11 protein-coding genes and 1 pseudogene are annotated in these 14,147 nt (G+C 71.7%); 6 read left to right on the top strand and 6 right to left on the bottom strand.

Features of this window, described 5'->3' with window-relative positions; genetic code table 11:
- Positions 1-50 precede the first annotated feature (50 nt).
- Positions 51-887: a hypothetical protein gene (locus ABT296_RS32150; RefSeq protein ID WP_351932510.1), complete on the top strand. Its 837-nt coding sequence runs from the start codon at positions 51-53 to the stop codon at positions 885-887.
- 39 nt (positions 888-926) lie between these two features.
- Here the strand turns inward: ABT296_RS32150 and ABT296_RS32145 are convergent, their stop codons facing one another.
- Together ABT296_RS32145 and ABT296_RS32140 are read right to left on the bottom strand one after the other, a co-directional pair.
- Positions 927-2,780: a DUF8823 domain-containing protein gene (locus tag ABT296_RS32145; RefSeq protein ID WP_351932508.1), complete on the bottom strand. Its 1,854-nt coding sequence runs from the start codon at positions 2,778-2,780 to the stop codon at positions 927-929.
- Between the two features lie 196 nt (positions 2,781-2,976).
- Positions 2,977-5,358 carry a D-alanyl-D-alanine carboxypeptidase gene (locus ABT296_RS32140; protein WP_502977377.1) on the bottom strand — a complete coding sequence of 794 codons (2,382 nt, stop codon included), beginning with the start codon at positions 5,356-5,358 and terminating at the stop codon, positions 2,977-2,979.
- Positions 5,359-5,732: 374 nt separating this feature from the next.
- Between ABT296_RS32140 and ABT296_RS32135 the strand changes: the two genes are divergently transcribed.
- From ABT296_RS32135 to ABT296_RS32125, 3 genes are all read left to right on the top strand, one after another.
- Positions 5,733-6,488: a GOLPH3/VPS74 family protein gene (locus tag ABT296_RS32135; protein ID WP_351932504.1), complete on the top strand. Its 756-nt coding sequence runs from the start codon at positions 5,733-5,735 to the stop codon at positions 6,486-6,488.
- 286 nt (positions 6,489-6,774) lie between these two features.
- Positions 6,775-7,632, top strand: a complete 858-nt coding sequence (locus ABT296_RS32130) for a helix-turn-helix domain-containing protein (RefSeq protein WP_351932502.1) — start codon at positions 6,775-6,777, stop codon at positions 7,630-7,632.
- 217 nt (positions 7,633-7,849) lie between these two features.
- Entirely contained in the window at positions 7,850-8,041 is a 192-nt protein-coding gene (locus tag ABT296_RS32125; protein ID WP_351932500.1) for a DUF397 domain-containing protein, read from the top strand.
- A 146-nt stretch (positions 8,042-8,187) separates the two neighbouring features.
- On the opposite strand, the gene ABT296_RS32120 is transcribed toward ABT296_RS32125, so the two are convergent.
- From ABT296_RS32120 to ABT296_RS32110, 3 genes are all read right to left on the bottom strand, one after another.
- Complete coding sequence (locus tag ABT296_RS32120) at positions 8,188-9,054, bottom strand: MerR family transcriptional regulator (protein ID WP_351932498.1); 867 nt, start codon at positions 9,052-9,054, stop codon at positions 8,188-8,190.
- Between the two features lie 70 nt (positions 9,055-9,124).
- On the bottom strand, positions 9,125-9,634 hold the full coding sequence (locus ABT296_RS32115; RefSeq protein ID WP_351932496.1) for a glutathione peroxidase: 510 nt from the start codon (positions 9,632-9,634) through the stop codon (positions 9,125-9,127).
- 334 nt (positions 9,635-9,968) lie between these two features.
- Positions 9,969-10,958 carry an ArsR/SmtB family transcription factor gene (locus ABT296_RS32110; protein ID WP_351932494.1) on the bottom strand — a complete coding sequence of 330 codons (990 nt, stop codon included), beginning with the start codon at positions 10,956-10,958 and terminating at the stop codon, positions 9,969-9,971.
- Positions 10,959-11,029: 71 nt separating this feature from the next.
- On the opposite strand from ABT296_RS32110, the gene ABT296_RS32105 reads away from it, so the two are divergent.
- Positions 11,030-12,298 carry an MFS transporter gene (locus tag ABT296_RS32105; RefSeq protein WP_351932492.1) on the top strand — a complete coding sequence of 423 codons (1,269 nt, stop codon included), beginning with the start codon at positions 11,030-11,032 and terminating at the stop codon, positions 12,296-12,298.
- 114 nt (positions 12,299-12,412) lie between these two features.
- Positions 12,413-14,041 carry a cellulase family glycosylhydrolase gene (locus ABT296_RS32100; protein ID WP_351932490.1) on the top strand — a complete coding sequence of 543 codons (1,629 nt, stop codon included), beginning with the start codon at positions 12,413-12,415 and terminating at the stop codon, positions 14,039-14,041.
- Here ABT296_RS32100 and ABT296_RS38790 read toward each other — a convergent pair.
- Positions 13,982-14,147 (bottom strand): annotated as a pseudogene (locus ABT296_RS38790) (MarR family transcriptional regulator); the annotation flags it as partial. The gene ABT296_RS32100 and the pseudogene ABT296_RS38790 sit on opposite strands and share 60 nt — an antisense overlap.

Raw genomic sequence — 14,147 nt, 5'->3', positions numbered from 1 at the left:
GAATCTGACGGTCCGTCAGAGTATGGGCGACCGCAGGAAAGGGGAACCGCATGAGCGACGACACCCGCAGCGAGGTCTACGCCGAGCTGGCCTCCGTCGGCCCGTACGGAGTCCACCCGGGCCACGCCCTGATCACCATGGTCGAACCCCACCCGGGCCATGAGTACGCCTACAACCGCTGGTACGAGGACGACCACTACTACGCCGGGGCCATGGCCATGCCGTGGATGTACGCCGGCCGCCGCTGGGTCGCCACCCGCGAGCTCCAGCTGCTGCGCCGGCCCGAGGACTCCGCCGTCGCCCGGCCCGTCACCGCCGGCTGCTACCTCTCCACCTACTGGATCACCGCCGGCCGCTACGACGACCACATGAGGTGGACCGTCGCGATCAACAAGCGTCTCAACCGCGACGCCCGCGTCCACCGCGAGCGCACCCACGTCTTCACCGCGTTCCAGGACCACGAGACGACCGTCTACCGGGACGGGGCGGCGGGCCCCCGCGACCTCCACGCACTGGACCACCCCTACCGGGGCCTGGTGCTGGAGGTGATCGACGCGGAGTCGGCCGGGCAGCGCGCCGAACTGCTGGAGTGGCTGCGCACGCGGCACCTGCCCAAGCGCCTCGCGGGCTCCCCGGCCGCCATGGTGACCGTCTTCCGGCCCACCCCTCTGCCCGGCGACCGGATGACCTACGTCAAGCAGGTCGAGGGCGTCGACACCCGGCTGACCCTGCTGTGGTTCCTGGAGGAGGAGCCGGGGGAGTGCTGGGACCCGCACTTCACGGACCTCGGCCCCGAGAGCACCGAGGGCCTCGGCCGCGTCGAACTGCTCGCCCCCTTCATCCCCACGGTCCCCGGCACCGACCGGTACGTGGACCGGCTGCGCTGACCCGGCCGGCCCAGGGAGGCGGGTCAGACGGGGGAGGAGCTACTTCAGCTCGTCCGGGCAGGGCGTGCCGCGCGGCACGTCGTAGGGCGCCGCCAGCCGGTACGTCCCCGCCTCGGGGGCCACCAGCATCGTCCACCGGTCCCCGAGCGCGTCCTCCTCGGTCTCCATCAGGCAGCCGTTGACGTTGTCGTACGTCCTCGGTTCCCCGTCGGACCGGTCCTTGGACGCCTCGGTCTCCTCCGGCGGGTCGAGCTTCCTGCCCTCGGCGTCGACGATGCTCAGCCACGGCGAGTACGGGATACGGATCAGCACCCGCCCCGGCTCGCTCACCCGCATCGTCCACTCGCCCTGCTCGGCCCGCTCCACCACCGTGTTCGGCTCGGCCAGCGGCGTCGGGTCGATCACCTCGAACAGCTGCCAGTTGGCGTCGCCCCACACCTGCTTCAGATACGGCATCCCGCGCTGCACCAGCTCCCGCTCGCGCTCGCCGCCCCCGTCCGGCTCGTCCTGGGGCACCACCACGTAGTGCACGGCCCAGCGCCTGAGCCACTCCAGATAGTTCGCCGAGTTCAGGGTGTCGTCGTAGAAGAGCGGGTTGCGCTCCATGTCCGCCTGCCGGTTCCAGCCGCGGGCCAGGTTCACGTACGGCGCCAGCGCGGACGCCTCACGGTGCGAGCGGGCCGGTACGACCTCCACCCGGCCCTTCTCGGCGCCGACCTCCTGGAGCTCGTTGACCAGCGGCGCCAGCTCACGGGCCCAGGAGGCGGCCGGGGTGGTGTGCACGATGTCGACCACCGACTTCACCCCGATCCACACCGTGAACCCGACCACGGCCAGCACCGTCGCGTACCACTTGCGCGAGCGCGGCACCGTGAACGGCAGCGCCGCCACCAGCGCCACCCCCGCGAACAGCATCGACAGCCGGGTGATGTTGGAGCCGATCTGCGAACTGATCAGCCACACCAGCAGCACCGACAGCGCGTACACCGCCGAGGTCAGCCGGACCGTCGTCCACTCCTTGGGGACGAGGACGGCGACCAGGACCGCGGAGAGGAACGGCAGCAGCGCCGAGGCGACCGTCATCGGCTGCGTGCCGGAGAAGGGGAACAGCCACGCCGACACGCCGACCACCGCGGCCGGCGCGAGCCCCAGCGCCCAGGCGCCCGGGCGCCGCTTCTGCAGGAACATCGCCACCGCGACCAGACCCACGAACAGTCCGGCGACCGGCGAGGCCATCGTCGCGAGCGTGGCCAGCGGCGCGGCGCACAGCGCCTTCGCCCACCGCTTGTAGCGCCAGCGGTACGGCCAGCAGAACACGACCGCCACCGTGCCGAGCGCGAACATCATGCCGAGCCCGAAGGTGACCCGCCCCGAGGCCGCGTTGCACAGCAGCGCGAACACCCCGGCCAGCGAGGCCCACAGCGGATTGCGGACGGCCCGCCCGCGCAGCAGCACCAGGGTGAGCAGCCCGGCGGAGACGGTCCCGGCGATCATCATCGTGGTCCGCACACCGAGCACCGACATCAGATACGGCGAGACCACGCTGTACGACACCGGGTGCATCCCGCCGTACCAGGCCAGGTTGTACGCCGAGTCGGGGTGCCGGCCGACGAACTCGGCCCAGGCGTCCTGCGCCGCGAGGTCGCCGCCGCTGTTGGCGAAGGTGAAGAACCAGACGATGTGCAGGACCCCGGCCAGCGCCGTGACGGACAGCACCGGGTGGCGCAGCAGCCGCTCACGCACGGTGAGCAGCAGGGCCTTCGCCCCGGTGGGCGGGTCCTCGTCGGGGGAGCCGGAGGGCTCCTCGTAACGCGGCGCGGGCACGCGTATTCGCGGGCCGTTCCCCGGTTCCGGATCGGCGTCGTCGGCGCGTGTGGGCTCCGCAGCGGCCACTGTTGAGGCTCTCCCGTGGTGTCCGGTCTTCTGTTCCGGCCGCGCGCTGTTTCCCGCGTGTTGTCGGCCGTGTCCCTGAGGTTTTCCTGGCCGTGCCTTGTGAGCGGCGGCCGACCCGGTTCGTGACGCTAGCACGCAGCCCGCCGCGCGGCTCCCGGGGTGGGGCGGCCGACGGCGGGCTGCGAGGAGGTGCCGCTCAGGTGATGCGGGTCAGCTTCGCGGTGAACCCGGGCTCGACGAGATCGCTCTGCAGGGCCACCGGCACCTTGACGGCACCCGCGGTACCGCCGTCGCCGACGGTGAGCGTGCCGACCTTGGTGCCGGCCTTCGCCTCGTGCGGCACGGCGTCCGCGGTGAAGTCCAGCTCCACCTTCAGACCCGCCCAGCCGGCCGCCTTGACGTCCTCGGTCGCCACGACCGCGGTACGGCCGCCGAGACCGTCGTCGACGTATCCGACGACGTCGCCCTTCTTCAGCAGCGTCGCCGACTCCAGCGCGCCCTGCGCGGCCCGGATCAGCTGGTCGCCGGAGTTCAGCGCGGCGGCCAGGATGCCGCTGCCCGAGTCCGGCTGGCGCACCACGGCCCCGACGATGGTCCGCATCTCCCCGTCGACCTCCTTCTTCGCGGCGAACACCAGGTTGCCGAGGGCGGAGGTGGTGGTGCCGGTCTTGATGCCGACCACGTTGTTGCTGCCGACGAGCTGGTTCCAGTTGCCGTGGTTCTGGCCCTTGTAGTCGTCGTACGACATCATCGCGGCGACCTCGCGGAAGACCGGCTGCTCCATCGCGGCCTTGGCCAGCTTCACCTGGTCCACGGCCGTGGAGACCGTCGTGTCGTTCAGCCCCGAGGGGTCCGTGTACGTCGTGTCGCTCATGCCGAGGTCCTCGGCGGCGGCGTTCATCTTCGCCACGAACGCCTTCTCCGAGCCGGCGTCCCAGCGGGCGAGCAGCCGGGCGACGTTGTTCGCGGACGCGATCAGGATGCTCTCCAGCGCCTCCCGCTCGGTGATGGCGTCACCTGCGGTGACGTCCACGGTCGACTCCTGACCGGCGTCGGACTGCTCCTCCGCGGTCTGGTCGATCTGGATCTTCGGACCCTCGGCGCCGCTCTTGAGCGGGTGGTCGCGCAGGATCACATAGGCGGTCATGACCTTGGCGACACTGGCGATCGGGACGGGCTTCTGCTCACCGGAGGAGCCGAACGAACCGATGCCCTGCACATCGAGCGCGGCCTGGCCGTCGGCGGGCCAGGGGATGTCCACCTTCGAGCCCTCGAAGGTGAACGACGACTTCGCGGTCAGCTCCAGGGTGGGCGTCGGCACCGGGCGCACGGCCTGCGCGATCGCGAAGACGATCACCAGCAGCAGCACCAGCGGCGTCCAGATCTTGACCCGCCTGACCAGAGTGCGGACCGGGGTCTCCGGCGGCGGCGGGGTGTTGGTCAGCTCCGCGAGCAGGTCCAGCGGCGGCTTGGGCGGCAGCGGCTGCTGGGTGGTGCGCTCGGGCCCGACCTGCGGGACGTGCGCGGTGACGTCGGGCTTGAGCGCGACGAAGCGGCTGGTGGCGCGGTCCACGGGGGGCGGGCCGGCGGGGGGCGGGGTCGCGGGGGCGGAGGGCTTGGGGGGCTTGGGCGCGGCCGGCTCGGCCGCGGTGGACTTGCCTGCGGCCGGCTCGTCGGCGGCGGGCCTGTCCGCGGTGCCCTTGCCCGGGCCGGGCTTGTCCGTGCCGGGCTCGGCCGTGCCGGTCCGGTCCGCGGACGGGCGGAGGCGGATGGCGGTGGTCGGCTGGTCCACGACCTTGGCGCGGGGGGCGGGGGCGGGCGCGTCGGTGTCACCGGTGTCGGTGACCTTGTCGGCGTCCGTGTCCGCGTCCGTGTCCGCGCCTGTGTCCGCGTCGGCGGTGGCCGGGGCTTTGGGGGCGTTCTCGTCCGGCTCGGTGTCCGAGGCGTCCGCGTCGGATTCCGGCTCGGCCTCAACCTCGGGCTCGGCCGCTGCGTCACTCCGGGTGTCGGTCTCGGTGTCGGTGTCGTCCTCCACCTCCCCGCCGGTGGACGCGCTGTCCTCCGGAGCCTCGTCGTCGGCGGGCGCGTCGTCGTCGGCGTCCGCCTCGGTCGCCCGCGCGCCGGGCTCGCTCGCCTCGGCGTCCTCGGAGCCCTCCAGGGCCTCCGGCTCCGCCTCGGCGTCCTTTGGACCGTCCGCGGGCCCGTCCGTGGCCTCAGAGCCGCTCTCAGGCCCGTCCGCGGCTTCAGGGGCCTCCCCGGCGGTCGGCGGCTCCTTCTCGTCGCCCGTCGCCACCCAGGCGGCCACAGCGGCCCGCAGACGGTCGTTCCCGGCCTTGGGTACGGCCGGCTCGCCGCCGGAATCCGGGTCGGCCTCGTCCTCGGCGCCCGCGTCGGTCTCGGAATCGGATGCGGGCTCGGAGCCGCTCACGGGCCCGGAGTCGCTCGCGGGGCCGCCCTCGGCCACAGGCTTCTTCGACTCCTCGGGCTCCTCGGACTCGTCCGACGCCCCCGACGGCTCCGGAACGGCCCTGGCGTCCGCCAGATCACGCGCCGACAGCACCCGGGTCGCCGTGTCCACGCCCCCGCGGGACGCGCCACCGCGGGACATGGCCAGACGGGGGTCGGAGGATTCGTTCCTGGCTTCCGGAACCGGACCCGCGCTCCCCGACGTCGTTTCTGCCGACGACTCGCGCTGCTTCGAACTGTCGGGGGACTCGCCCGCCACCGATGCCTCCTAAACCGTCTGATCCGTGATCCGTCTGAACCGCCGCCGCATCGGACACCGCTTCCCGGCACTGTCCGAACCATGTACCAGTGTCCTGTGTGCGGCCCCGGCTGATGCGGTAGACGAGAACGACATACCTACTGGTTCCACTACGAACAGGTCACGCACCCTCGACAGACCAATGTGAGAGGGGTCACCCTGTCTTTCATCCACGCGGGGAGGCATGGATGGGCAGGAGCCGCAGAACAATTCCGGAGGAGCTTCTGCTGCTGGCACTGGACCCGGCCACGGGTACCACTGCACAGCCGCAGTCGCTCGACCTCGGTCTGGCCGGAGCGCAGCTAGTGGAGCTGGCGCTGGCCGGACGGATAGCCCCAGACGGGGATCGTATCGCCGTGGTGGCACCACGGCCGACAGGAGATCCGACTTTGGACTGTGCGTTGGAGTTGCTGCGCAGGCGTGGCGCTCCCGTACGGGCGGTCCACTGGATCGGCGGGCCCCGGCTGGGGTTGCGTCAGACGTACCTCTCGCATCTGGAGCGGTGCGGCATGGTCGCCGCCGTTCCGGGACAGATGTGCGGGGTGCTGCCGACGACTCGCTACCAGGCGACGGACACCGACATCAGCCGGGAGATCAGGGCCCGGCTGGACTCCGCGATCCGCACCGGCGTACCGCCGGACCCGCGGACCGCGGCGCTCGCCGCACTGGCGCACGCGGTCGGTCTCGGCAAGCACCTGTACCCGGGCAACGAGGGTCGCTCCTCACGCTCCCGGTTGCGGGACCTGATCAGGCACGACCCCATGGGCGGCCTCGTCGCGCACGCGGTGATGGACGTCCAGAACGGTGTCGCGGCGCAGCCGCGACGCAGCCCCGCCCCGGCGGGCCGCCAGCCGGCCCCGGGTGGCAGGGCGGCACCGGAACCCGCTCGAGGCGTTCCGATGCAACCACGCCGAGGCTCGATGGCACGCGTCGTGGCTCACTGAGCCGCAGTTCCACGACGCGGCCGCGGCAAGGCAGCGCACCACCCCAAGGCCCGGTTCGGGAGCCGCTGGTCCGCGCGGGGTGGCGGGATCGTATGTGTCCGGACGACGACACGGTCCCGCCGCCCCGCGCGGCCGCATGTGCGGACCCCGTGAAGTTACGGCCCGAACTGGCGTGTATGCAGCGCATATCCACCGTTTCCCAGCGGTAGAAAGCACCTTGGTGGCAATCTGCTCAACAGCAGATACGCAAAGTCGCAAGCAGTACGCAGCCGGAGGTGCACGTCCCGTGGCGTCCAATGTCAATCCCACTGTCAGGCGACGCCGACTCGGCCAGGAGCTGCGCCGGCTCCGCGAGCTCAAGGGCATGACGGCCGAGGAGGTGGCGGAGCGGCTGCTGGTCTCCCAGTCGAAGATCAGCCGCCTGGAGAACGGCCGCCGCAGCATCAGCCAGCGCGACGTGCGCGACCTGTGCGGGGTCTACGAGGTCGAGGACGTCCGGATCGTCGACTCCCTGATGCAGATGGCCAAGGACTCCCGCCAGCAGGGCTGGTGGCACTCCTTCGGCGACATCCCGTACAGCGTCTACATCGGCCTGGAGACCGACGCGGCCAGCCTGCGGGTGTACGACCCCCAGGTGGTGCCCGGGCTGCTCCAGACCAAGAGCTACGCCGAGGCGCTGATCCAGGGCGCCCTGCCCGAGGTGGCGCCGGGCGACATCGACAAGCGCGTCCAGGTGCGCCTGCGCCGACAGGAACGTATCTCTGCCCCCGACAACCCGCTTCGGCTGTGGGCCGTGCTGGACGAGGCCGCGCTGCGCCGCGAGGTCGGCAGCCGGCACGTCATGATCGAGCAGCTGGAGCACCTCATCGAGATGTCCCGGCTGCCCCATGTCACCGTGCAGGTCATCCCGTTCACCATGGGAGCCCATCCCGGTGTCAGCGGCCAGTACGCGATCCTGGAGTTCCCCGACGCCGCCGACTCCAGCGTCGTCTACATCGAGGGCGTGACCAGCGACCTGTACCTGGAGAAGGCGCAGGACGTGCAGAAGTACAGCGTGATGTACGAGCACCTGCGGGCGCAGGCCCACAACGTCGACCAGAGCCGGGAGTTCATCGCGAACGCCGCCAAGGACTACGCACGCTGAGTGTGGCGCCGGAAGATACACCGTCGACCAGTCCCTGCGGAAGCCGCCAATGGAATATGCCACCCGGTCGGGTGAATAGTCGCTCCGGACACCGAAGTTGGCGAGTAGCGTCGATCACGCCACCGAGCAACAGCGTTGGCGCAAACGTGCCGTGCGAAGTTCAAGCCACCCGCGCGGCACGCGGACAGCAACTCAGCAACTGGTCACCGGAGCGAAAATGGCAATCAAGCAGGGTGTCACGGACACATGGGTCAAGTCCTCGTACTCGCAGGGCAATGGCGCATGCGTCGAGATCAAGTCCCCTGTCGTGTCGGCAATGGCCGTCCGGGACTCCAAGGTCCTCGACGGTCCCGTACTGGCGTTCCCCACCGACGCCTGGAACGCCTTCGTGTCCTCGGTCAAGGCGTGAGGGGGCAGCTTCCCTGAGCCACGGCCGAAGACGACCGACAACTACACAAGCAGCAAGCAAGAGCCCTCTCGACCAGCTCGCCGTCCTTGCCGAGGGGGCTCGGCTGTGCCCGGCGCCCCCGTGACGAGGCCGCCGGGCACGGTCGTTCACTCCACGGGCCGCACGGGGAAGGCGATGTCGCACACCGGGTCGTCGGCGCCCGCCGCGGCCCAGTCGGCGAAGTACACCTCACGGCACGGCCCGTCGAGGGCGAGACCCTCGCGCCGGACCCACTCCTCCACCGCCTCGAACGCGGCGAGGATCTGCGGGTACCTCACCTGGGCCTTGACGATCCGGGTGTACGCCAGCCGCCGGGCCGGCTCCACCCGTACGACCGTCTCCCAGCTCCGCCCGCGCCCGGCAGCCCAGGCCCGGGCCGCCGCCTCGTCCGCCACCGGCACACAGGACTCGGCGGGTCCGTCGCTCTCCGCCGACACCTCGGAGTGGTACACGACGAACGGCGGGGCCGTGACCCCGCCGCACTCCCCGGCGGCCGTCGTCAGACGCTCCAGCGACGCCCCGATCCACGCCGGCAGCTCGTCCGCCAGGGTGTGCCGCTTCTCGGCGATCACCACCCGCGCCGGTACGTCCACCGTCTCCACCGCGAACTTCTCGTACATCTCGGAGCTCCTCCCCGACAGTCGTCCACGGAGGTACTCGGCGAGCGTCCTCTGGGCCGCGATCCTGGCCTCCACGCCCGACCAGTACGCGTCGAGCCGCTCGGCCGCCGCGCTCCCGTCCGCCGCGTCGATCACCTCGGCGATCCGCGCGAGCGGCATGTCGAGCTGACGCAGCAGCGCCACGAGCCGGGCCCGCTCGGCCTGGCCGGAGCGGTAGTAGCGGTACCCGCTGACCTCGTCGACCAGTGCCGGGGCCAGCAGCCCCAGCCGGTCGTACAGCCGCAGCGCCTTGGTCGACAGCCGCGCCCGCGCGGCGAACGCCCCGATGGTGAGAAGTTCCTCGCCCGTGTCCACGCCGCCATCCTCCGTCGCCGGGCGCGGTCCGCCCGGTGACAGGAAGCTCGGGTCTGCCCCAGGGGGAAGGTCAAGCGGCGAGCTGACGCTCCAGCTCGGCGACGATCTCGGCCGCGTCCGGCTCGGTCTGCGGCGAGAACCGGGCGACGACCCGGCCGTCCCGGCCGATCAGGAACTTCTCGAAGTTCCAGCGGATGTCGCCGCTGTGCCCCTCGGCGTCGGCGAAGCCCACCAGACGCTCGTACAGCGGGTGCCGGCCCTCGCCGTTCACCTCGACCTTCTCGGTCATCGGGAAGGACACGCCGTACGTCGCCGAACAGAACTCGGCGATCTCCTCGGCGCTGCCCGGCTCCTGCCCGAGGAACTGGTTGCACGGCACCCCGAGCACGGTGAACCCACGCTCCGCGTACTTCGCGTGCAGCCGCTCAAGCCCCGAGTACTGAGGCGTGAGCCCACACCGGGAAGCCACATTCACCACGAGCACAACCTGCCCGCCGTACTGCCCGAGCTCCGCGGAACCCCCCTGAAGGGCCCCGATCTCGACCTCCAGAGGAACACCATTGCTGCTGTCTACAGTCATACGGCGATGCTAGCCCGCCCCCTGCTCCCACATAGCTGCGGGCGGCGGCCCTCTGCTTTCCACATACCTGCGGGCGGCGGCCCTCTGCTTCCACATAGCTGCGGGCGGCGGCCCTCTGCTTCCCACATAGCTGTGGGCAGCGGCCGCCTCTGCTTCCCACATAGCTGCGGGCAGTCGTGCCGCTGGGGCGGCACGGGTGGGCGCAGCGGCACCCCGCAAGCGCCGGGCTGCGCGACCCACCCCACCTCGCCCGGACCCCGGGCCACAGCCCGACCGACCCGCACCCGGACCCCGGGTGACCGCCCGCCCGACCGACCCGCACCCGAACCCCAGGTCACCGCCCGACCGACCCCGCCCCCGCCGCCTCCACCAACACATCCCCCGCAGCAGTCCGCACGTACAGAACCGCCCGCCCAGCCCGCCCCCGCTCCACCAGCCCCGCATCCAACAACACCCGAAGATGCCGCCCCACAGACCCCAACCCCTGCCCGGTAACAGCGACCAGCTGACTCGTACTCATGGGCGCCCCCAACAAAACCAACACCCCCGCCCGAGCACCCCCCACCAACGCCCCGAGCCCGGATGGCACCCCTCGCCCACCCAACCTCCCGGAGGACTCCGCGAGCACCCCGGTGCAGGGGTACACCACGGCGTACCGCTCCCGCTCCTCCCAGGACACCCACCCCGTCCTGGGCGTAACCGGTACGAACACCAACTCCGCCCCCGAGATCTCCCGCGGCGGATACTCCTGCCGGTTCACCTGGAACCGGCTCTCCCCGAGCCACCGGGTCCCCGGCCGCAAGGAGTCCAGCACAGCCGCCCACCCGCTCCGCGACACCTGCACGGTCCGGGCCACCACGTCCGCCTCCAGGATTCGCCGCCGCCGTTCCCAGTCCGGGCGCACGGTCTCCTCCCAGACGTACCGAAGCAGCCCGGCCGCCCGCCGGGGCAGATCGTCCCGGTCGAGCCCCGCCGGCAGCGGACCGCCGAGGGACATGGCGAGATGAGCGCGCGCGGCCTCGGGAGAGGCCGAGCCCACCCGGGCGACCCCGTCCTCGAAGCTCTCCCCGTCCAGCGGCGTGGGCGTGAGGAAGTCGGCGATCCACTCCGGCCCGAGTCCGGAGCGCACGATCAGCGCGGTCACGGGGTCGGCGGCCAGCAGGGCCCGGTACCCGGGCAGGTGCGCACGCAGCCAGTCCCGCTCCCCGGGATGGGCGCCCACCCCGGCGTGCAGCAGCTTCAGACTCGCGAAGGTCTCGGCGAACGGCGACAACACGAACCGACTGCGCGCGAGCGTGTCCGCGTCGACCTGCCACCACCCCAAAACCCCGCCCCACCTTTCGCGTCAGCGCGAAACATTAACCCCCCACCGAAACCCCACCCAAGACTCCGCCCATGCACGAAACCGAACCCGCCCCCGAACCCGTCACCACACCCGTCACCACATCCGCCACCACACCCGCAGAGAACGCCACCACCTACCGCTCCCTCCTCCGAACCCCCGAATTCACCCCCCTCCTCCTCTCCTCCGCGGCCCACACAGCCGCCCAGACCATGGGCGGCCTGGCCCTCGCCACCCTCGTCTACCGCGCCACCGAGTCCCCCTTGCTCTCCGCGGTGAGCATGTTCGGCCCGTCCCTCGCCCAGGTGCTCGGCGCCTCCCTCTTCCTCTCCGGCGCCGACCGCCTGCCCCCGAGGGCGGCCCTGACAGGCCTCTCACTGGCCTTCGCCGCGACCACGGCCCTGCTCGCCGCACCCGGCCTGCCGATCTGGTCGGTCTTCGCGGTGCTGCTCGCCCAGGGCCTGATCGCCTCGTTGGGCGGGGGAGTGCGCTGGGGCCTGCTCAACGAGATCCTCGCCAAGGACGGCTATCTGCGCGGGCGTTCGCTGTTCAACATGATGGGCGGGACCACCCAGATCGCCGGTTTCGCGATGGGCGGCGCCCTGGTCGCGACCCTGTCCCCGCGGATCTGCCTGGCCCTGTCGGCGCTGCTGTACGCGACCGCCGCGGCCGGCGTCCGCCTCGGCCTGACCGCCCGCGCCCCGCGCGCCGCGGGCCGACCCTCGGTCGCGGAGACCTGGCGGGCCAACGCCCTGCTGTGGTCCTCGCGGCCCCGCCGTACGGTCCTCCTCGCCCTGTGGGTCCCCAACGGCCTGGTGGTGGGCTGCGAGTCGCTCTTCGTCTCCTACGCCCCCGAGTCCGCGGGCACCCTGTTCGCCTGCGCGGCGCTGGGCATGCTGGCCGGGGACGTGACCGTGGGCCGCCTGCTCCCACCGGGCCCCCGCACCCGGCTGGGGGTGCCGCTGCTGGTGCTCCTGGCGACGCCGTACGCCTTCTTCGCGCTCGGCCCGTCCGTGCCGCTCGCCGGGGCCGCGGCGGCGCTGGCCTCCGTGGGGTTCGGGGCGAGCCTGGTGCAGCAGGAGCGGCTGATGGCCCTGACCCCGGACGAACTGAGCGGCCACGCACTGGGGTTGCACTCCGCCGGGATGCTGGCCTTTCAGGGCGTGGGCGCGGCGCTCGCGGGCTCGGTGGCCCAACTCACCACCCCCGCTCGGGCGATGACGGTCATGGCGGTGTCGTCCCTGGCTGTGACGGCGGTTCTCGCCCGAGGACTGCGCACCGCACCGGTACCCGTGGGAATCGAGCGACGCCCAGTGTCTTGACGTGTCCCTGGCGGGATGGGTTCATGGAGGGTGGCGCTGTGTGGGAGCGCTCCCATGCTCATCTCCCGAAGCTTTCCCGTGTCTCATTTCTCTGGAGTCGCAGTGAGAACACCCATGAGCTCGGTGCCGGCGAGGCTGCTGACCGCGCTGGCCACCCTATTGGGCCTGCTCGTCCTGGGCGCGACCCCCGTCCAGGCCGCCGAGGAACCCGCCGCCCAGGCGGCGGGCCTGCACATCAGCGACGGCCGTCTGCTGGAGGCGAACGGCAACGACTTCGTGATGCGCGGCGTCAACCACGCCCACACCTGGTACCCCGGCGAGACCCAGTCCCTGACCGACATCAAGGCCCTCGGCGCGAACAGCGTCCGGGTGGTCCTGTCCAACGGCCACCGCTGGACGAAGAACAGCGCCCAGGACGTGGCCGCCGTCATCACCTCGTGCAAGGCGAACCGCCTGATCTGCGTACTGGAGGTGCACGACACCACGGGCTACGGCGAGGAGGCCGCGGCCGCCACGCTCGACTCGGCGGCGGACTACTGGATCGGCCTGAAGGACGTCCTGGCCGGCCAGGAGGACTACGTCATCGTCAACATCGGCAACGAGCCCTGGGGCAACACCGATCCGGCGGGCTGGACCGCCCCGACGATCGCCGCGATCAAGAAGCTGCGGTCGGCCGGCCTGGAGCACACGATCATGGTGGACGCCCCGAACTGGGGCCAGGACTGGCAGGGCGTGATGCGCGCCAACGCCCAGTCGGTGTACGCGGCGGACACCACCGGCAACCTCATCTTCTCGATCCACATGTACAGCGTGTTCGACACCGCGGCGGAGATCACCGACTACCTCAACGCCTTCGTCGCGGCCCGACTGCCCATCCTCATCGGCGAGTTCGGCGGACCCGCGGACCAGTGGGGCGACCCGGACGAGGACACCATGATGGCCGCGGCACAGAACCTCGACCTCGGCTACCTCGCCTGGTCCTGGAGCGGCAACACGGACCCGATCCTGGACCTGTCGATCGGCTTCGACCCCAACCAGCTCAGCTCCTGGGGCCAGCGCATCTTCCACGGCGCCAACGGCATCGCCCAGACCTCGAAGGAGGCCACCGTCTTCGGCGGCGGCGGTTCCGACACGCAGGCCCCGACGGCCCCCGGCACCCCGACGGCCTCCGCGGTGACCTCGACCTCGGCCCAGCTGACCTGGCCCGCCGCCACCGACAACGTCGGCGTGACGGCGTACGAGGTGGTTCGGGTCAGCGGCTCCACGGAGACCACGCTCGCCGCCTCCACCACCACCTCGGCCGCCCTGACCTCCCTGACCCCGAACACGGCGTACACCCTCGCCGTCTACGCCAAGGACGCGGCGGGCAACCGCTCGCCCCGCTCCGCGACGGTGACGCTCACGACGTCCAACCCGCCCACCGGGACCTGCGCGGTCGCCTACCGGACCGTCAACGAGTGGCCGGGCGGCTTCCAGGCCGACGTGACCGTCCGCAACACGGGCACGGCCGCGGTCAACGGCTGGACGCTGGCCTTCTCCTTCACGGCCGGCCAGACGGTCACCAACATGTGGGGCGGGGTGCCGTCCCAGACGGGCGGCGCGGTGAAGGTCGCCCCGGCGTCGTACACGAGCACGATCCCGGCCGGCGGCTCGGTCACGATCGGCTTCACCGGCACGAAGGGCACGACCAACCCGTCCCCGACCGCCTTCACCCTCAACGGCAGCACCTGCACGACGTCCTGACACCGGCGGTACCCAGCCCCGTTCGGTCAGGACGACCAGCCGGGCACGCGCGTCCTCGGGATGCGGCCGGCGCTCGACGTACCCCTTGCGCACCAGCTCGTCGACG

Origin of the sequence: Streptomyces sp. NPDC000983 (assembly GCF_040299205.1) — a bacterium.
GTDB lineage: Bacteria > Actinomycetota > Actinomycetes > Streptomycetales > Streptomycetaceae > Streptomyces.
Note: the sequence above shows the minus strand (reverse complement) of the source record. Positions and strands in the feature narration are given on the sequence as shown.